Below are 17,980 nucleotides of genomic sequence, written 5' to 3'. Positions count from 1 at the left end.
TCCTGCCACGAAAATAGGCATTCCGCAGCGTAAATCCTGACGTAAACGGAATGTTTTGGCCCTATTGTTGCCGTAATGTAACAATGGGGCTTATTTTTGCAAAACGGGCTGTTTTTGCGTCGTTTCATGCGATTTTTCTCAATTTTTTCGTCGATTTGCAACCCAATAGGCCGTTTTCCGGCTCTGCGGTGAAGCTGTCACTTTGTCTAAAATGCGGTCGTCGCAGGCGTACGTGTACGCATCGAGAATTCGTTGTTGCGCCGTTAACCTGAATTGGTTCTAGCTTGACCCCACTAATGTTCGGGGAGGAGTTTTCATGAACAATTTGCGTCTGAAAGCGCTGCTGGGGGCGGGGTGCTTTTCGCTATTGATTTCGGGCGTTGCGAATGCCGGCGGCTTCGACCGCGGCGGTGTCAATATCGACCAGTTATTTGATGCCGCACCGTATTCGTTCGATGCCGGCATCACCTATGTTTCGCCGCAGCGCACACTGAAGAATGTGCAGCGCCTGGATGGCTCGGGAATGTCGACGTCGGAAATAGACGTTGGTGGCGACTACGCGGTGCCGCGCGTCGGCTTCAAGGCCAACATCTTCGAACCAGTGGATTGTCTTGCGACGTATACGGAACCGTACGGTGCGGAGGCAGACTTCGGAATGAACAACGCCTATTCGCCAACGGCGGTCAAATACTACGTCAAAACAAATGATTTCGGCCTTACCTGCTCCTACAAGGTAAATCTCGGCAAGGGCGCCATCCGGTTCATCGGCGGCGTCTCCTACCAGGAGGTCGATGCGTTTCTGTCCCGCCAGACACTGCTGGCCTTCGGCAATACCGGCCTCGGAAAATTCAAGCTTTCCGATGAGGCATGGGGTTGGCGCGTGGGCACCGCCTATGAAATTCCCGAAATCGCCTTGCGCGCAAGCCTGATATACTCTTCGAGCTACAAATATGATGGACTGTCGGGCACCGTCGACTCAACCGGTTTTAGGGGCGCCTTTCCAGCCGATCTGATTCCGGGCTCTACCGGGGTCTTTCCTGTCTCCGCCTCGGCCGAGATACCCCAAGCTGTGGAACTCAAGCTGCAGAGCGGCATAGCTCCTGGCTGGCTGGCCTTTGGCTCTATCCGCTGGCAAGAATGGAGCAGGCTTGGCATCATTCCGATCAAAGGTGTTCGCAGCCCTGTAACCGGCGGCATACCTGGCTCGCCAGACTCCGATGTTTCCTTCGACCTGCTGTATCGCGACGGTTGGACGGTCACGGGCGGCATAGCTCACAAGTTCACCGACCAATTGTCTGGCGCGGTTTCGCTGACCTGGGATCGTGGAACCTCGACGACTTCCGGCTATCAGTCGGACACCTGGTCCGTGGCCAGCGGCATTTCTTACTCGCCGAACGACAAGATCGAGGTCAGACTTGGTGGCTCGATCGGTGTTCTTACCGGTGGGTCGTCGACTTTCACCGGTGTTGGCGACACGGCAAATGCCATTACCTACACCTACGGGGACGATCTGCTCCTTGCAGGCTCAGCTTCGGTTAAGATCAAGTTCTAAGTATAAGTTTTCAATAGCAAAAGAGCCGGGCAAATGCCCGGCTTTTTTGTTTGAGTGGCCTTCCCGACATCGAAGCGGCGTCGCAAATACGCCGCGTCCCTATGCCTCCTGCTATTGTGACGTTTTGGCAACAGTTTCTGGGCAACCCTCGCGCCGCAAGGGCGCCCGGGGACATTGCCCATTTCCCGCCATAAACCCGGCGCACCTCGGATTTGTCTCGGGACACGTGCCAACAGGCTCGGCAATGGGGCAGGGCCGCATCGCCCGCGGCAAGGACGAGTATGGACGACAGAGTCATCTCCAAGGCCAAGCTGCCCAGCCGCCATGTGACCGTCGGTCCGGCGCGTGCGCCGCACCGCTCCTATCTCTATGCGATGGGATTGTCGGCGGCCGAGATCGCGCAGCCGCTGGTCGGCGTCGCGAGCTGCTGGAATGAGGCGGCACCCTGCAACATCTCGCTGATGCGCCAGGCGCAAGTGGTCAAGAAGGGCGTCGCCGCGGCTAACGGCACGCCGCGCGAATTCTGCACCATCACCGTCACCGATGGCATCGCCATGGGCCATCAGGGCATGAAATCGTCGCTGGTATCGCGCGAGGTCATCGCCGATTCCGTCGAACTCACTATGCGCGGCCATTGCTACGATGCGCTGGTCGGCCTTGCCGGTTGTGACAAATCGCTGCCCGGCATGATGATGGCCATGGTGCGGCTCAACGTGCCGTCGATCTTCATCTATGGCGGCTCGATCCTGCCCGGTTCCTACAAGGGCCGGCAAATCACTATCCAGGACGTGTTCGAGGCCGTCGGCCAGCACTCGGTCGGCACGATCGGTGATGCCGAACTCCTCGAAATCGAACAGGCCGCTTGTCCGTCGGCCGGCTCTTGCGGTGCCCAGTTCACCGCCAACACCATGGCCACCGTCGCCGAGGCCATCGGCCTGGCGCTGCCCTATTCCTGCGGGGCGCCGGCGCCCTACGAGATGCGCGACCGCTTCAATTTCGCCTCCGGCGAAAAGATCATGGAGCTGATCGCAAAGAATATCCGTCCGCGCGACATCGTCACGCTGAAGGCGCTGGAGAATGCGGCAACTGTGGTTTCGGCCACCGGCGGCTCGACCAACGCAGCGCTGCATTTGCCGGCGATCGCGCATGAGGCGGGGATTAAGTTCGACCTCTTCGACGTGGCCAGGATCTTCGAGAAGACGCCCTACATCGCCGACCTGAAGCCGGGTGGCAAATATGTAGCCAAGGACATGTTCGAGGCCGGCGGTATTCCGCTCTTGATGAAGACGTTGCTCGACCACGGCTATCTGCATGGCGACTGCCTGACGGTGACCGGCCGCACTTTAGCCGAAAATATGGAGCATGTAGCCTGGAATGATAGCCAGGATGTGGTCCGTCCCGCCAACCGACCAATCACCCAAACGGGTGGTGTCGTGGGCTTGAAGGGAAACCTTGCCCCCGAAGGCGCGATCGTGAAGGTCGCGGGCATGTCGGAGCTGAAATTCTCTGGTCCGGCGCGCTGCTTCGATTCGGAAGAGGAATGTTTCCAGGCGGTTACGGATCGCAGCTACAGCGAGGGCGAGGTTCTCGTCATCCGCTACGAGGGGCCGCGCGGCGGTCCGGGCATGCGGGAAATGCTATCGACGACGGCGGCTCTCTATGGCCAGGGCATGGGCGGCAAGGTGGCTCTCATCACCGACGGACGCTTTTCGGGCGCGACACGCGGTTTCTGCATCGGCCATGTCGGACCGGAAGCCGCCGTGGGTGGTCCGATCGGGCTGCTCAGGGATGGCGATTTGATCTCGATCGACGCAGTGAACGGCACGATCGAGGTTGATCTGTCCGATACCGAATTGGCGGCAAGGGCAAAGGCATGGAAGGCGCGCGCGACCGACTATCAGTCGGGCGCGATCTGGAAATATGCACAAACGGTTGGGCCAGCCCGCGACGGCGCGGTCACCCATCCCGGTGGTGCGAAAGAAACACATTGTTATGCGGATATCTGAGTTGCTGAGGTCGTCTGTCTTTTCGGCACTGGTCGCGATCACCACTTTTGGCGCGACCTTGGGCGCCGCGGGCCAGGCCGTGGCCTTCGACGACAAGGTGTTCGACGACAAGACCGGCGTGAAGCCGCAGTCGAGCCCGTGGGCGGTGTTCCAGTTCGGCTTCTCTGCCTACAAGAACGGCCGCAAGGAGCAGGCCGCGGAAGCTTACAAATACGCGGCTGAAAATGGCCAGATCGGCGCCACCTGGAAGCTTGCGCGCATGTATGCCGAGGGTGACGGCGTGGAGCGCGACGATTACGCGGCATTCAAGTTCTTCTCAGAGATCGTTGACCAGGACGTTGAGCCCGGCTCGCCGGAAGAGAGCTATGTATCGGATGCGCTCGTGGCGCTCGGCGATTATTTGAGGAAGGGCATCCCCGGCAGCCCCATCACAGAGAACGAGGTGGCGGCCCAGGAATATTACATGCGTGCCGCCGCCAACTACCGCAACCCGAATGCGCAGTTCGAGATGGGCCAGATCTTTCTGAACGGCAAGGGTGGCGTCAAGGCCAGCATCAAGCAGGCCGGACGCTGGTTCCAGCTCGCTGCGGAAAAGGGCCATGCCGGTGCGCAGGCGACGCTCGGCAACCTGCTCTTCCAGAGCGGCAAGATCGTTCGGGGACTGGCAATGATGACCGCAGCGCTTGAACGGGCCTCACCTTCCGACCAGCCATGGATACGCGGCATGCAGGAAGAGGCGTTCGCTGCGGCGGGCGAGGCCGACCGCCGTACTGCGATTTCGCTGGCCGATGACATCCTCACCAAGGGCGGCAGCGACCAATAGGATTGGCGCTCGCTGAGGACTGAACTGGAACTCTTTGAATTCAGCTTTCGAAGCTTTGCGCTGCCCCTCATCCGCCTGCCGGCACCTTCTCCCCGTATAGTGACGGGGAGAAGGGCGCTTGCTGCAGCCTTGGCGCACTTTCTGCAACGCTGGTGATTGGCGAAATCCGTGATGACAGCCTCTTTCTCCCCGTCGCTGTACGGGGAGAAATGTCCGGCAGGGCAATGAGGGGCGGCGCCGGCCGCGCAAAAAATCAGTTCTCGATGGGCTCTGCCGGCACCGGGCTTGGCGCCGGTGTCGAGATTGGCGTGGCGTGCGGACGCGGCGTCGTATTTTCCGGACAATCGTCCCGAATCTTTGTCCACGACGTGTTGTTGAGAACCATGTCGCAACGGGCGAGGTGGCTCTGGCCGGAAAGCGTCAGGCAGGCTACCTGGCCGATCTGGAATGATTTTCCGTTGGCCAGGCATTCCGCGTCGGCAAAAGCCGGGTTCGCCGCGAGGACGAGCGCCGCAGCACATGGGCAAAGCGCAAACCTGATCGTCATCCTGAATCCCAGCCGAACCCGAATTGCAGCGGAACCCCGGATTGTGGCGATATGACGGTCTGTCGGCCGGGAATCCGGGCGATCCGAACCTCGAAATGATCAGATTGGCGCGAAAGCCAGCTCGACGGCCACCGGCACGTGGTCGGAGGGTTTTTCCCAGGCGCGCACGTGCTTTTCGATCGAGGCTGAGGAAAAGCGGTTGGCGGCTTCGGGCGAAAGCAGCAAGTGATCGATCCGGATGCCGTTGTTCTTCTGCCACGCGCCGGCCTGATAGTCCCAGAATGTGTAGGTGTCCGGCGCGTCGGTGACCGCGCGCACGGCTTCGGTGAAGCCGAGATTCTTCAGCCGCCGGAACGCCTGCCTCGTCTGCGGCTGGAACAGCGCATCGCCCAGCCAGTTCTCCGGGAATTTCGCGTCGATGAATTCGGGGATGACATTGTAGTCCCCGGCCAGCACCAGCGCCTCTTCGAGCGAGAGCCGTTCCTCGGCCCAGCGCTCCAGCCGCGCCATCCAGGACAGTTTGTAGGAGAACTTCTTCTCGTCATCGATTGGGTTGCCGTTCGGCAAATAGAGCGAGGCAACGCGCAACGCGCCCTTGTCGGTTGAGAACACGCCCTCGATGAAACGCGCCTGCTCGTCGGCATCGTCGCCAGGCAGGCCTCTGATAACCTCGTCGAAGCGCAGCTTCGACAGGATGGCGACACCGTTAAAGCCCTTTTGGCCATGGGTTTCGACGTTGTAGCCAAGCGCCTCGATCTCGGCGCGCGGAAACTGCTCGTCGACCGTCTTGATCTCCTGCAGGCAGGCGATATCAGGCGCGCTCTCTGTCAGCCAATGGGTCAGATTGCCGATGCGGGCCCGAACGCCGTTGATGTTCCAGGTGACGATTTTCATGGCGGCCTCATTGCTGTTCCGGCGGATGACGTTCGACGAGGCCGATCGTATTGCCTGCCGGGTCCTTTAGGAAGGCCATCCATTCGCTTTCCCCCGCCGGCCCGAACAGGCCTTCGGTATCGCGATGGACGAGCATCGGCGGCGCAGTGAAGGGGACACCGGCGGCTTTTGCCGAGGCGTGGAAATCGTCGAGGTCTGATATATCGAGATAGACGGTGCCGGCCGGCAGGCCATCGGTGAACAGCAGCCGCACGTCGCCGGCCATGATGAAGGCGATGCCAGGCGGATCGAACCGCACGTGGACTGCCATGCCGAGCACGTCGTGCCAGAACGCCAGCGTTGCATCGAGATCGCGCCCGGCTGAAAGCGCGACCTGACGGACCGCGCCAACGCGGCGCATGTTCACTCACTCCCGAAAGATTGGAGCTCGGCATTTTCCGCGAGTATTTGCTCTATCATCCATCGCAGATGCGATGCCTGCTCGCGCGTTGCATTCTCATCCATCCAATCGCAGCCGTTGTAGAGGTCTCCAAGCCAGAGGGGAAAATCGTATTTGTTTTCAATCGGCGACACCATACGGCAGATCTGAAATGGTTCGATTTCGCCATCAAGGTAAGTCCGTATGCGTCGAAGAAACAGCTTACGTGCTATTTCCTTGGCCTCATCGGACTTATCGTTGAAATCGGGAAAACTTCGCGCGACCAGCGACCTCAAACGGCCATGAGCTTTCGCAAGCCTAACTGCGTTCCGCGGGTTGCATCGCGCGAGCTGCACGTAGGCAGCGTCTTCAGCGTAGCTCGGAGGCGCAGTGTGGCTGTTGGCCCAGCCAACGATATCGACATCGGAAATCGCTTCTATCTCGCGGGCGACAAGGACCGTCATCGGATCCTCATGGCCGACGAGGAGCGGCTTCATATCTTCAAATGCTGAAGCTGGTGCCGCAGCCGCACGAGGCGACCGCATTCGGGTTCCTGATCTGGAACGACTGGCCCATCAGATCGTCGACGAAATCGATCACCGAGCCGCCCATATAGACCAGCGAGAGGTCGTCGATCAGCACGGTGGCGCCGTCTTTCTCAATCGCGACGTCGTCATCGTTGCGGGTGTCGACCAGGTCGAACTTATAGGAAAAGCCGGAGCAGCCGCCGCCCTCGACCGAAACGCGCAGCGCCGTCTTGCCGGTTTCGCCAGATACAATCTTGGCGATCCGCCTGGCGGCAGAGTCGGTCATCTCCACTTTCATGGCAGTCTTGGCATCAGCGCCCATGGGCGTCACCTTGCTTTCGGTTTCACATGATAGGTATGAAGCGCGAGGGGGCAAGTCAACTGCGGTATCGGCGATGACCAACGAGTTGGGCGACATCGGGTTCGGCTATCGGCCGCGCGCAGCCTATGCCTGCGATCCGGCGAAGTCGCGCGGGAGGTTGTTCGACGAGGTGGAGAGCCCGACCCGCACGTCGTTCCAGCGCGACCGCGATCGCATCATCCATTCGACGGCCTTTCGCCGGCTGAAACACAAGACGCAGGTGTTCGTCGCGCATGAGGGCGACCATTACCGCACCCGGCTGACGCATTCGATCGAGGTGGCGCAGATCGCGCGCGCCTTGGCGCGGGCGCTGCGGGGCGATGAGGATCTGGCCGAGGCGGTGGCGCTGGTGCACGATTTCGGCCACACGCCCTTCGGCCACACCGGCGAGGACGCGCTGAACGAGAAGATGGCCGGATGGGGCGGATTCGACCACAATGCACAATCGCTGCGCGTGGTGACGCGGCTGGAGAGCCGCTATGCCGAGTTCGACGGGCTGAACCTCACCTGGGAAACGCTGGAGGGGCTGGTCAAGCACAACGGACCGCTGACCGACGCCACGGGAAAGGGCTTGAAGGGGCCGGTGCCGCAAGCGATCCGCGACTATTCGGAGTTGCACGACCTCGAGCTTGACCGCTTCGCCGGTATCGAGGCGCAGTGCGCGGCAATCGCCGACGACATCGCCTATAACACCCATGACATCGATGACGGCCTGAGATCAGGCCTCCTGACGCTGGACATGCTGGAAAAGATCTCTTTGCCTGGATCGATCCTCGAAGGCGTGCGCCAGCGCTATCCGGCGCTGGACGATGTGAGGACAGGGCACGAACTGATGCGACGGCAGATCACGATGATGGTCGAAGATGTCATCGTGTCGACAACCGCGAACCTTGCGCGCATCAAGCCGGAGAGCGCCGACGCGGTGAGGGCGGCAGGCGAGACGATGGTGACCTTTTCCGCCGAAATGGCCGCGTCGGAAAAGGAATTGAAGGCCTTTCTCTACAAGCATCTCTACCGGCACAGAGAGGTCATGCGCGTGCGCACCGAGGCCGAGCAGATCGTCAGGGACCTGTTCGAGGTCTATTTCGCCGATCCGCGCGCCATGCCCGATGGCTGGCGCGAAGGGCTCGACCGGGCCGACGATCGCATCAAGGCGCGCAGCGTTGCCGATTTCCTGGCGGGCATGACGGACACCTACGCTTTGAAAGAACACCGCCGTTTGTTTGACCATACGCCTGAATTGAGCTAGGGCGGGCTCGATTTTGCCGGCCAATGAGCCGGATCCCTGCAAAGCCGCCAGAGCCACACCAATGAACATCTTCGCCGATTTCAACGCGCGAATCACCAGAGCTGTCGAAGCGCTTGATTTGAAAGACAAGGACGGCGGTACGCTGGACCTATCGCGCATCGCCGTCGAGCCGCCGCGCGACGCCAGCCATGGCGACTTGGCGACCAATGCGGCAATGGTGCTGGCCAAGCCGACCGGCCAGTCGCCACGTGCTCTGGCTGAAAGGTTGGCGCAGGCGCTGCGCGCCGACACCGACATTGCCGCCGCCGAAATTGCCGGTCCGGGCTTCGTCAACCTCAGGCTGAAGGATGCGTTCTGGCAGGTGCATCTGACCGCGCTGCTCGGCGAAGGCCGCAACTACGGCCGCTCGACGGTTGGCGGCGGCAGGAAGGCCAATGTCGAATATGTCTCGGCCAACCCGACCGGACCGATGCATGTCGGCCATTGCCGCGGCGCCGTGGTTGGTGATGCGCTCGCCAATCTGATGGCTTTCGCCGGCTATGACGTGACCAAGGAATATGTCATCAACGACGCTGGTTCGCAGATCGACGTGCTTGGCCGCTCGGTCATGCTGCGCTACCGCGAGGCGCTTGGCGACGAGATCGGCGAGATTCCGGCCGGGCTTTATCCGGGCGATTATCTTGTACCGGTCGGCCAGGCTCTGGCAGGCGAATTTGGCCGCTCCTTGTTGCAGATGCCGGACGAGGAAGCGCTTGCCATCGTCAAGGACAGGACGATCGATGCGATGATGGCGATGATCCGTGAGGATCTGGCGCTGCTCAACGTGCATCACGACGTCTTTTTCTCGGAGCGCACGCTGCATGCGGACAACGCCCGGAAAATCCGCTCGGCGATCAACGACCTGACGCTCAAGGGCCATATCTACAAAGGCAAGCTGCCGCCGCCCAAGGGCGAGAAGCCGGACGATTGGGAGGATCGCGAGCAGACGCTGTTCCGCTCGACAGCAGTCGGCGACGACATGGACCGGGCGCTGGTCAAGTCCGACGGCACCTTCACCTATTTCGCCGCGGATGTCGCCTATTTGAAGGACAAGGTCGATCGCGGTTTCGTCGAGCTGATCTATGTGCTCGGCGCAGATCATGGCGGCTATGTGAAGCGCCTGGAAGCGCTCGCCCGGGCGATCGCCGGCGACGAGGTGAAACTTACCGTGCTGCTTTGCCAGCTGGTGAGGCTTTTTCGCGAAGGCGAGCCGGTGCGCATGTCGAAGCGGTCGGGCGAATTCGTGACGCTGCGCGAAGTGGTGGAGGAAGTCGGCCGCGATCCGATCCGCTTCATGATGCTCTACCGCAAGAACGATGCGCCGCTCGATTTCGACTTCGCCAAGGTGACCGAGCAGTCGAAGGACAATCCGGTGTTCTACGTGCAGTACGCCTCGGCGCGCTGCCATTCGGTGTTCCGGCAAGCGAGCGAGCAGTTGGGCGAGGCCAATTTCGACCGCAGTCGGCTGGCCGCCGCCACCGCCTTGCTGACCGACGAAGGCGAGATCGGCCTGATCAGGAAGCTTGCGGAATATCCGCGGCTGATCGAATCCGCGGCCCTTGCGCTGGAGCCGCACCGGCTGGCATTCTACCTCTATGATCTCGCCTCCGGCTTCCACGGACATTGGAACCGCGGCACCGAGAATCCCGACTTACGTTTTGTTAAGGTTAACGACCGACAATTGACGCATGCCAGACTAGGGCTGGTGCAGGCTGTTTCGGACGTTTTGACGTCCGGCCTGACGCTGATCGGAGCCGATGCGCCCACCGAAATGCGTTAGGTTTGACTAAAAAACCTGTCACCTTTTGCCCACATTGCGCTGGTAAGGGCCAACCCTACGCGACGTCCATGGCGTCCGAATGAGTGCGAGTTCGGGAACAATAATGGCAGACAGAACCCAGCTGAGAGCAGCCGCCCAAAACGATATCGCCGACGATGATCCGTTCGCGGAACTGACCAGGATCATGGGGTTCGACCCGCGCCAGCCGGTCAAGCCGAAGGCGGCTCCCGTCACCCAGCCGGTGGACGACGGCGATTTCGACATCGACCTCGAGAAGGAGTTGATGGGCGAATTCGGCGCCGACGATAATGACAGCGCCGCCGAGGTTCGCGAGCCGGTTTTCGATGCCACTGACGCGGTGGACGACGAGCTTGGGGACGACGAGCTTGCCGCGTCGCTCGAACAGGATTTCCTGCTGGACGACGAAGCGGCGGATGAGGCTGCCCATGCCGTTGCTGCCGACGACATGCGTTCTGGTGTTGCCGAAGCATCCGCGCCGGCTGTTGAAGCTGCATTCGATGACGATTTCGACGATGCGCTCGCCAGTTCGCTCGAAGATGTGTCGCCATTCGAAGACGATTTGGCGATGGACGACAAGATTGGGGACGTCGAGCTCGGGGACGACGAGCTTACCGCCTCGCTCGAACCGGATTTCCTGCTCGACGACGATGCAACGGACGAGGCTGAACAGAATACTGCCGCCGTTTCCGCGCCGGTCGAACCCGCCTTCGATGAAGAATTCGACAACGCTGTCGCAAGCTCGCTCGAAGACGAGCTGATGCTGGACGAGCACGTGCCGATGGAGCAGGCGGCCGTTGCCGAAGTCTCCACACCGGCCGCCGAACCCGCCTTCGACGATGAGTTCGATAATGCCGTCGCAAGCTCGCTCGAAGACGAGCTGACGCTCGACGAATATGTTCCGACGGAGCACGGCGCCGCTGCCGAACCCGCCGAAATCTCCGCGCCGGCCGCCGAGCCCGCCTTCGAAGACGAATTCGACAATGCCGTCGCAAGCTCGCTCGAAGACGAGTTGATGCTCGACGAACATATGCCGTTAGAGCAGGCCGCTGTTGAAATTCCTGCTGCGCCTGTTCGAGCCGTTTCGGAAGAGTCCGAGGAGGACTTTGCCGGCCATTTCGACGACGCCATGGCCGATGTCGATATGGATTTCGACGTTCGCACGGATGAACCAGTCGAAATTGACGCGCCCGAAATTGACGAACCGGAGGCTATCGCCGCCAAGGACGAGCCGTCCGCCACGACCCTGGAAGACGCGTTCGACGCCGATTTCGATTTGAGTTTCGAGGACGCGCTTGCCGAGAAAGCCGAAGAGCCGGTTGCGCCGGCCTCCGGCGTTGCAGCCCAGCCGACGGCGCCAACCGCCATCGCTGATGAGCGGAGCCTTGAAGACGAGTTGAACGCGCTGTTGGGCACCATGAGCACACGGACTGCCCCCGTGGCGGCGTCCGCGGCCAACGAGCCCGCTGTGATTCAGCAGCCTGTGGCCGCGGCTGAAAAGGTCGCCGACAAACCAACGGATACTGTCGACGAACTGGACTGGAGCCTTGACGAGCAGGACCTTTCGGAGCAGCCGGAGGATGGCGCGGTTCAGGCCGCCGATGCCGATCTCGACACCGTTCTCTTCGATGAGCTCGAGGGCCAGGATTTCGGCGCTGAAGATGCCGCCGGGCCGGCCGATGTCGATTTCGACGAGGATACATTGCATGCTGCCTTCGCCAAGGACATCGGTCTGGATCATGGCGACGACGATAACGTTGCGGCCGCCGCTCACCAGGAAGATCCGGATGATTCGCTCAACTGGATGGCGGCACGCTCCGCCGCGCCGGCGCCGGCCCGTTCGTGGAGCCGCGTAACGCCGGTCGCACAGTCGCAGCCTGCCTTTGCAGCCCAGCCGACGGCTTCGGCGAGGACCACGGAAGTGGCCTCGGTGAAGACCACGGAAACGACACCGCCAATGGCTGCGGCCCCCTCCTATCAGGACGACCTGGCCTATCAGGATGAGCCGGCCGAAGACGATGCCGCCAATGCGGCATCTGCGCCAGCGCAAAGCGAACAGTCTTCGGCGTATGACGAGATGCCCGATGTCGAGACGGTCGATGTGCCCGAGCGCGTCGTGGCGCTGGCGGACGACCTCGATATTCCGGACCTCGACTTCAATGAAGACGAACCGGCGGCGCCTGCTTATGACGATCTCGACACCGAGTTCGCCAGCCTTCTCACGGAAATGAATGCCGTGGACGTCGCTGCCGCCCCGGCGCGCAGCGCGGCGTATGACGACGAATCCTACAATGCCGGATTCCAGTCAGGGGCCGGGTTCCAGTCAGGCTATGAGCCCGACCGCGTTGAAACGCGGACCTATGCGGCGAGACCCGCAGAAGCGCCCGTCAGTGCGGCTTATGCCGATGCCGCCAGCGGCTTCGATCTGGGCGACTTGCCAGCCGGCCGGCCGGCTCCGCAGGCCAACGACTTTGGCTTAGACGAACTCGACTACGATCCCGAGCTGGATGAGGCCATGTCGGTTCCAGGCCTGGAACAGGATACCGCGAGGCCCCGGCGCCGCGGCCTGCTGGTCGCCGCGGTTGTAGGCGCCGTGGCGATCGCCGGCGGTCTCGGCGCCTTCGCGCTGTCTTTCGGTGGCAACGGCGGCAACGACGCGCCGGTCATCGTCAAGGCGGACAACGCACCGATCAAGATCAGGCCTGAAAATCCGGGCGGCACCGTCGTGCCGAACCAGGAAAACAAGGTTTATGACGCCGTGGCCAAGGGTGGCGCGAAGCCTGCCGAACCGGTCCAGGAAAAACTGGTCACCAACGCCGAAGAGCCCGTGGACGTCACGGCCAAGGAGCCGCCGCAGAGCCGTGTGGTCGATCTTTCGCCCGACGACTTCGACGCGGCTGAAGGCGTCGATGCGGCCGGCGGCACGCAAGCGGCCGGAAATGCCGACGTCGCCGCCGCGCCGACGCCCAAGTCCGAGGATCGTATTGCCCAGGTTCTGCAAGAGGCTGACAAAGGCATAGACCCCGATGTCGTCGCCGTCGCGCCGCGCAAGGTGAGAACCATGGTCGTCAAATCAGATGGCTCACTGGTTGCGCGGGAGGATCCGGCGCCTGCGGTAGCGCAGGTGGCTGCCGTCGACCCTGTCGATCCGGCGCCGCAGCATGTGGCCCCGGCGGGTCAGGCCGGCGAAGCGGAGCAGACCGGCACGGTCCCGCCTGTTGTCGACCAGGCAAGTGGTAACTTACTGGGTGGCGACCAACTGGGTGGCGACCAGACCGAAACCGCCAGGCCGGAAACAGCCGAGCCGGCAGCCGCGCCCAAGTCTGAGGCCGATGCCCAAACCAGCCAGCCTGCCAATACGCCGGCCACGGTTCCGGTGGCGCCGCAACGTCCGTCCGACCAGCCTGTCGACGTCGTCGGCGAGGTCAAGCCGGACCAGGTTGCGTCCATCAATCCGGCGGCGGCCTCGACCGGCGGTGGCTCGTGGTCGATGCAGATCGCCTCGCAGCCGACTGTCGAAAGCGCCCAGTCCAGCTATGCGGACCTGCAGCGCCGCTACGGCAGCGTGCTGGCTGGCCGCACCGCCAACATCGTCAAGGCCGAGATCGCCGGCAAGGGAACGTTCTACCGCGTCCGGGTGCCGGCGCAGTCGCGCAACGATGCGATCAACCTGTGCACCAGCTACAAGGCTGCCGGCGGCAACTGCTTCGTGTCGCGCTAGCCGTTTCAAATCTCCCGCCCTTGGGCGGAAAGAGCCGGCGCGGTCACAGACCGCGCCGGTTTTTTTATGTGGCCGGTTTTTTTATGTGGAAGGAGATCTTTGTGGGAAGGGATTCTGGCTCAACCGCATGTGGCTCGATGCGATTCCCTTTGTTCGCGTGAAGCTCTAAACTCCTGTCCATGACCGAATCAAAATCCATGATCCTCGGCTGCGCCGGGAAATCGCTCACACGCGACGAAATCAAATTCTATCGCAATGAATGCCCGTGGGGATTCATCCTGTTTGCGCGCAACATCGGCGAGACCGAGCAGATCCGCGATCTGGTCGCCGCAATGCGCGACTGTATCGAGCGCCCGGACGCCCCGGTGTTCATCGATCAGGAAGGCGGCCGGGTGCAGCGTTTGCGGCCGCCGCTGGCGCCGAACTATCCCGCCGGTGGTGCGCTCGGCGCCTTGTGGCGCAACGACCACGACGCCGGCAACCGCGCCGCCTGGCTGTTGGCGCGGCTGCATGCCTTCGATCTCTCGCGCTATGGCATCACAGCCGATTGCCTGCCGGTGCTCGACGTGCCGATCGAGGGCGCCAGCGACGTCATCGGCGCCCGCGCCTATGGCAAGGAGCCTCGTGCCGTCATCGAACTGGGTCGCGCGGCGGCTGAAGGGTTGATGTCGGGCGGCGTGCTGCCGGTCATGAAGCATATTCCCGGGCATGGACGGGCCTTTGCCGACACGCATTTCGAACTGCCGACCGTCGATGCCTCGATGAGCGACTTGCAGCGGCATGATTTCGCCCCGTTCAGGGAGCTCAATCATTTGCCGATGGCGATGACGGCGCATGTCGTCTACAGCGCGATCGACCCGAAGAACCCGGCCACGACGTCCGGCAAGGTCATCGATGAGATCATCCGCGGCGAAATCGGCTTCGACGGGCTGTTGATGAGCGACGACACCTCGATGAAGGCACTTTCTGGGGATTTCCCGACAAAGGCGGCCGCGATCCTTGCGGCGGGCTGCGATCTGGTCCTTCACTGCAACGGCGTTTTCGAGGAGATGGCCGGCATTGCGTCGCGCACAACAGGGCTTGAAGGCACGTCGCTGCGCCGCGCGCAACGGGCGCTGACCTATATCAAGAACCGCGATCGGGCTGATGAGACCGAGATACGCGCCGAATTCGCCACCTATTTCGATGCGGTGGCCTAGACCATGATCCCGAAAAGTGGGAGCCGGTTTTTCGGAACAGATCATGGTCAAACAAGAAGATAGAAGCAAAGGAAAGCGACAGTAGGTGGCGGAAACATTGGACAGTAAGGCCGGCAAGGCCGCACCGATGGACCGTCTGTGGGCCGAGAACGACGATTCGCGGCTGACCGGCGATCCTGCGCTGGTCGTTGACGTCGACGGGTTTGAAGGCCCGCTCGATCTTCTGCTGCATCTTGCCCGCAACCAGAAGGTCGATCTGTCGCGCATCTCGATCCTGGCGCTGGCTGAGCAATATCTGGCCTTCGTCGAGAAGGTGAGGGCGCTCAGGCTGGAGCTTGCCGCCGACTATCTGGTGATGGCGGCGTGGCTGGCGTTTCTCAAGTCGAAGCTTTTGATCCCCAAACAACCTGGAGACGACGGCGAAAGCGGCGAGGAGCTGGCAGCGGTGCTGCAATTCCGGTTGAAGCGGCTGGAAGCGATGCGCGACGCGGCGGCACGCCTGGTTAACCGCAACCGGCTCGGACGCGACGTGTTCGCCCGCGGCATGCCGGAAATGGTCATCGTCGAGAAACGCAACGCCTATTCGGCCTCGCTCTACGATCTGCTGACCGCCTATGCGCAGCAGCGCCAGAAACAGGCGATCACCAATGTGACCATCGCCAGGCGCGGTGTGTGGTCGCTCAAGGACGCGCGCGATATCCTGAACAGGCTGATCGGCACGTTTGCCGACTGGACGGCGCTGGACAGTTTCCTGGTCGAATATCTGATCGGCCCGGATGAGCGGCGTACCGCGATTGCCAGCTCGTTTGCGGCCACGCTGGAACTGGTGCGCGAAGGCAAAATGGAAATGCGGCAAGACGAGGTGTTCGCGCCGCTTTATCTGCGCGGCCGTGCGCAAGACATCAGGGCAGTCGAGGTGGCATCATGAGTGAACGCGCCAACGCTTCGGTCATTCCGTTCAAGGTCGACGACGAGACCGAAGACGGCATGCTCGGCGAGACTCCGGCAGAAAATCAGGCGCAGAACTTTTCCCAGAATCCTGGCGAGCGGCTGCATATGGCGGAAGCCGTGCGCATGGCCGAGGCGATCGTTTTCGCCAGCGCCGAGCCGGTCAGCGAAAAGCAGCTTGCCGCGCGCCTGCCCGATGGCATCAACATTGCCGCGGCGATGGCCGAACTGCAGCAGATTTATGCGCGGCGCGGCGTCAATCTGGTGCGCGTCTCCGATGCCTGGGCGTTCCGCACCGCCGGCGACCTCGCTTTCCTGATGAGCCGCGACACAGTGCAGCAGAGGAAGCTTTCCCGCGCGGCGCTCGAAGTGCTGGCGATCATCGCCTATCACCAGCCGGTGACGCGAGCCGAGATCGAGGACATCAGAGGCGTCGAGACCTCGAAGGGCACGCTGGACACGCTGATGGAGACCGAATGGGTGAAGATGCGCGGTCGGCGCCGCACGCCCGGCCGTCCCGTCACCTACGGCACCACCGACATTTTCCTCGACCATTTCGCATTGGAGGAGATCCGCGATCTTCCCGGCATGGAGGAATTGAAGGGCGCCGGGCTGCTTTCGGGCCGCATGCCGTCGAATTTCTCCATTCCGCTGCCGCCGGCCGATCCGGATGCGCTGACCGACGACGAGGATCCGCTGACCGACATCGACCTCGAGGAACTCGGCCTGTTGACGCCGCGTGTCGAGGATGATTGACCGCAAACGACGCGCCGAAAGCCGTTGGTTTTCGGGGCTGCGCCGATTGGTAGCGGGCTACGGCGCCGAAAGTGCGTGACTTCGGCCACTCATTTATAAACTCTGTCGCGGTTGTGTTTGAATCCCGACGCGAAAGCGCATAGATCATCGTCAGAGAAAACATTCGAGAGAGATTGTTATGGGTTCATTTTCGATTTGGCACTGGATGATCGTGCTGGTGATCGTGCTGCTGGTGTTCGGCCGCGGCAAGATACCTGAGCTGATGGGTGACATGGCCAAGGGCATCAAGAGCTTCAAGAAGGGCATGGCCGACGACGATGTTGCCGAGGACAAGCGCACCGTCGAACATCGTGCCGACGAAACCGTTTCGGCAGTGAAGGAAAAGGCCAGCAAGAGCTGAGCCCAAAACTTTAGTCGGAACGTATCGCCATGTTCGACATCGGCTGGACCGAGATGCTGGTGATCGCGATCGTCATGATCGTGGTCGTCGGGCCCAAGGATTTGCCCAACATGCTGCGCACCTTCGGGCGCACGACGACAAAGCTGCGCGGCATGGCAGCCGACTTCCAGAAACAGTTCAACGATGCGCTGAAGGAGGCCGAGCTTGACGACGTCAAGAAGTCGGTCGATTCACTCAGGAGCCTCAACCCGGCCGCCGAGATCAGGAAACAGCTCAATCCGTTCGAGCAGGCGGCAGCCGATGTCCGTTCAGGTGTCGATGCGGTGATGAAGCCGAAGCCGGCCATCGACCCGGTCACGCCAGCTGCTTCGCCACCGCAGGAGACCGAGCTGAAGAATGGCGCGACGGTGCTGCCGGGCGTCAGTGCTCCGGAAGCGGCGCCGGCGGCGCCGATCTTTCCGGCGATGACCGATGAGTCGGTGGTGCCGTCGCCTGTCGGGACGGCAACGCCGGCTGCACCGCAAAAGGCCTCGGCAGCGAAGAAGAAGCCTGCGCCAGCGAAAGCGATGCCGGCCCCCAAGGCCGCAGCCAAGCCAGCGGCAGCAGCAAGACCTGCCGTGACAAAGACCGCAGCTAAAAAGGCCGAGCCGAAGCCTGCACCGGCAGCGGTGAAGAAGCCGACTGCAGCCGCCAAAAAGACGGCGGGAGCCAGCAAGTGAGCGTTTCGGAAAAGGACGAGATC

The 17,980-nt window shown here is 61.9% G+C and carries 16 protein-coding genes; 11 read left to right on the top strand and 5 right to left on the bottom strand.

Going from position 1 to position 17,980, the window contains the following annotated elements:
- Positions 1-316 precede the first annotated feature (316 nt).
- The 3 genes from EOC94_RS25165 (at position 317) to EOC94_RS25155 (ending at position 4,381) form a co-directional block, all read left to right on the top strand.
- Complete coding sequence (locus EOC94_RS25165; protein WP_126106209.1) at positions 317-1,552, top strand: outer membrane protein transport protein; 1,236 nt, start codon at positions 317-319, stop codon at positions 1,550-1,552.
- A gap of 281 nt (positions 1,553-1,833) precedes the next feature.
- On the top strand, positions 1,834-3,558 hold the full coding sequence (gene ilvD / locus EOC94_RS25160; protein ID WP_127294138.1) for a dihydroxy-acid dehydratase: 1,725 nt from the start codon (positions 1,834-1,836) through the stop codon (positions 3,556-3,558).
- Positions 3,545-4,381 (top strand): tetratricopeptide repeat protein, encoded by an 837-nt coding sequence (locus EOC94_RS25155; RefSeq protein ID WP_095485479.1) that lies wholly within the window; start codon positions 3,545-3,547, stop codon positions 4,379-4,381. Before ilvD ends, EOC94_RS25155 begins: the two co-directional genes overlap by 14 nt.
- 253 nt (positions 4,382-4,634) lie before the next feature.
- Here the strand turns inward: EOC94_RS25155 and EOC94_RS25145 are convergent, their stop codons facing one another.
- The 5 genes from EOC94_RS25145 to erpA all read right to left on the bottom strand — a co-directional run bounded on the left by EOC94_RS25145 (position 4,635) and on the right by erpA (position 7,089).
- Positions 4,635-4,928: a hypothetical protein gene (locus tag EOC94_RS25145; RefSeq protein ID WP_127294136.1), complete on the bottom strand. Its 294-nt coding sequence runs from the start codon at positions 4,926-4,928 to the stop codon at positions 4,635-4,637.
- A 99-nt stretch (positions 4,929-5,027) separates the two neighbouring features.
- On the bottom strand, positions 5,028-5,822 hold the full coding sequence (gene xth, locus EOC94_RS25140) for an exodeoxyribonuclease III (protein WP_095485477.1): 795 nt from the start codon (positions 5,820-5,822) through the stop codon (positions 5,028-5,030).
- A gap of 7 nt (positions 5,823-5,829) precedes the next feature.
- The gene (locus tag EOC94_RS25135; RefSeq protein WP_127205944.1) at positions 5,830-6,222 is read right to left on the bottom strand and encodes a VOC family protein; all 393 of its coding nucleotides are present in this window, start codon (positions 6,220-6,222) and stop codon (positions 5,830-5,832) included.
- A 2-nt stretch (positions 6,223-6,224) separates the two neighbouring features.
- A complete protein-coding gene (locus EOC94_RS25130) occupies positions 6,225-6,704 on the bottom strand; it encodes a hypothetical protein (RefSeq protein ID WP_127294134.1) in 480 nt (159 codons plus the stop codon).
- Positions 6,705-6,741: 37 nt separating this feature from the next.
- Complete coding sequence (erpA, locus tag EOC94_RS25125) at positions 6,742-7,089, bottom strand: iron-sulfur cluster insertion protein ErpA (protein WP_095485474.1); 348 nt, start codon at positions 7,087-7,089, stop codon at positions 6,742-6,744.
- A gap of 73 nt (positions 7,090-7,162) precedes the next feature.
- Here erpA and EOC94_RS25120 point away from each other — a divergent pair, with 73 nt between their 5' ends.
- From EOC94_RS25120 to tatB, 8 genes are all read left to right on the top strand, one after another.
- Positions 7,163-8,377: a deoxyguanosinetriphosphate triphosphohydrolase gene (locus EOC94_RS25120; protein ID WP_127294132.1), complete on the top strand. Its 1,215-nt coding sequence runs from the start codon at positions 7,163-7,165 to the stop codon at positions 8,375-8,377.
- A 61-nt stretch (positions 8,378-8,438) separates the two neighbouring features.
- A complete protein-coding gene (gene argS, locus EOC94_RS25115) occupies positions 8,439-10,196 on the top strand; it encodes an arginine--tRNA ligase (protein ID WP_127294130.1) in 1,758 nt (585 codons plus the stop codon).
- 103 nt (positions 10,197-10,299) lie between these two features.
- Positions 10,300-13,935, top strand: a complete 3,636-nt coding sequence (locus tag EOC94_RS25110) for an SPOR domain-containing protein (RefSeq protein ID WP_127294128.1) — start codon at positions 10,300-10,302, stop codon at positions 13,933-13,935.
- A 179-nt stretch (positions 13,936-14,114) separates the two neighbouring features.
- A complete protein-coding gene (gene nagZ / locus EOC94_RS25105) occupies positions 14,115-15,134 on the top strand; it encodes a beta-N-acetylhexosaminidase (RefSeq protein WP_127294126.1) in 1,020 nt (339 codons plus the stop codon).
- Positions 15,135-15,261: 127 nt separating this feature from the next.
- Positions 15,262-16,062 carry a ScpA family protein gene (locus EOC94_RS25100; protein ID WP_127294226.1) on the top strand — a complete coding sequence of 267 codons (801 nt, stop codon included), beginning with the start codon at positions 15,262-15,264 and terminating at the stop codon, positions 16,060-16,062.
- Positions 16,059-16,838 (top strand): SMC-Scp complex subunit ScpB, encoded by a 780-nt coding sequence (gene scpB, locus EOC94_RS25095; protein ID WP_095485468.1) that lies wholly within the window; start codon positions 16,059-16,061, stop codon positions 16,836-16,838. The genes EOC94_RS25100 and scpB overlap by 4 nt, the downstream gene beginning before the upstream one ends.
- 178 nt (positions 16,839-17,016) lie before the next feature.
- A complete protein-coding gene (locus EOC94_RS25090; RefSeq protein ID WP_013895102.1) occupies positions 17,017-17,238 on the top strand; it encodes a twin-arginine translocase TatA/TatE family subunit in 222 nt (73 codons plus the stop codon).
- Positions 17,239-17,267: 29 nt separating this feature from the next.
- The gene (gene tatB / locus EOC94_RS25085) at positions 17,268-17,957 is read left to right on the top strand and encodes a Sec-independent protein translocase protein TatB (RefSeq protein WP_126106220.1); all 690 of its coding nucleotides are present in this window, start codon (positions 17,268-17,270) and stop codon (positions 17,955-17,957) included.
- The last annotated feature ends 23 nt before the right edge of the window (positions 17,958-17,980 follow it).

The organism is Mesorhizobium sp. M6A.T.Ce.TU.016.01.1.1 (genome assembly GCF_003997065.1).
GTDB lineage: Bacteria > Pseudomonadota > Alphaproteobacteria > Rhizobiales > Rhizobiaceae > Mesorhizobium > Mesorhizobium mediterraneum.
The sequence above is the reverse complement of the archived record's forward strand: the minus strand, read 5'-3'. Positions and strand labels throughout refer to the sequence as shown.

Bases quoted from the DNA above. Each gene is read 5' to 3' on its own strand.
- EOC94_RS25155 (WP_095485479.1), top strand. From the start codon at position 3,545: ATGCGGATATCTGAGTTGCTGAGGTCGTCTGTCTTTTCGGCACTGGTC.
- argS (WP_127294130.1), top strand. From the start codon at position 8,439: ATGAACATCTTCGCCGATTTCAACGCGCGAATCACCAGAGCTGTCGAA.
- erpA (WP_095485474.1), bottom strand. From the start codon at position 7,089: ATGGGCGCTGATGCCAAGACTGCCATGAAAGTGGAGATGACCGACTCT.
- xth (WP_095485477.1), bottom strand. From the start codon at position 5,822: ATGAAAATCGTCACCTGGAACATCAACGGCGTTCGGGCCCGCATCGGC.
- ilvD (WP_127294138.1), top strand. From the start codon at position 1,834: ATGGACGACAGAGTCATCTCCAAGGCCAAGCTGCCCAGCCGCCATGTG.
- nagZ (WP_127294126.1), top strand. From the start codon at position 14,115: ATGACCGAATCAAAATCCATGATCCTCGGCTGCGCCGGGAAATCGCTC.
- EOC94_RS25120 (WP_127294132.1), top strand. From the start codon at position 7,163: ATGACCAACGAGTTGGGCGACATCGGGTTCGGCTATCGGCCGCGCGCA.
- EOC94_RS25110 (WP_127294128.1), top strand. From the start codon at position 10,300: ATGGCAGACAGAACCCAGCTGAGAGCAGCCGCCCAAAACGATATCGCC.
- EOC94_RS25145 (WP_127294136.1), bottom strand. From the start codon at position 4,928: ATGACGATCAGGTTTGCGCTTTGCCCATGTGCTGCGGCGCTCGTCCTC.
- EOC94_RS25135 (WP_127205944.1), bottom strand. From the start codon at position 6,222: ATGCGCCGCGTTGGCGCGGTCCGTCAGGTCGCGCTTTCAGCCGGGCGC.
- EOC94_RS25100 (WP_127294226.1), top strand. From the start codon at position 15,262: ATGGACCGTCTGTGGGCCGAGAACGACGATTCGCGGCTGACCGGCGAT.
- tatB (WP_126106220.1), top strand. From the start codon at position 17,268: ATGTTCGACATCGGCTGGACCGAGATGCTGGTGATCGCGATCGTCATG.
- scpB (WP_095485468.1), top strand. From the start codon at position 16,059: ATGAGTGAACGCGCCAACGCTTCGGTCATTCCGTTCAAGGTCGACGAC.
- EOC94_RS25165 (WP_126106209.1), top strand. From the start codon at position 317: ATGAACAATTTGCGTCTGAAAGCGCTGCTGGGGGCGGGGTGCTTTTCG.
- EOC94_RS25090 (WP_013895102.1), top strand. From the start codon at position 17,017: ATGGGTTCATTTTCGATTTGGCACTGGATGATCGTGCTGGTGATCGTG.
- EOC94_RS25130 (WP_127294134.1), bottom strand. From the start codon at position 6,704: ATGACGGTCCTTGTCGCCCGCGAGATAGAAGCGATTTCCGATGTCGAT.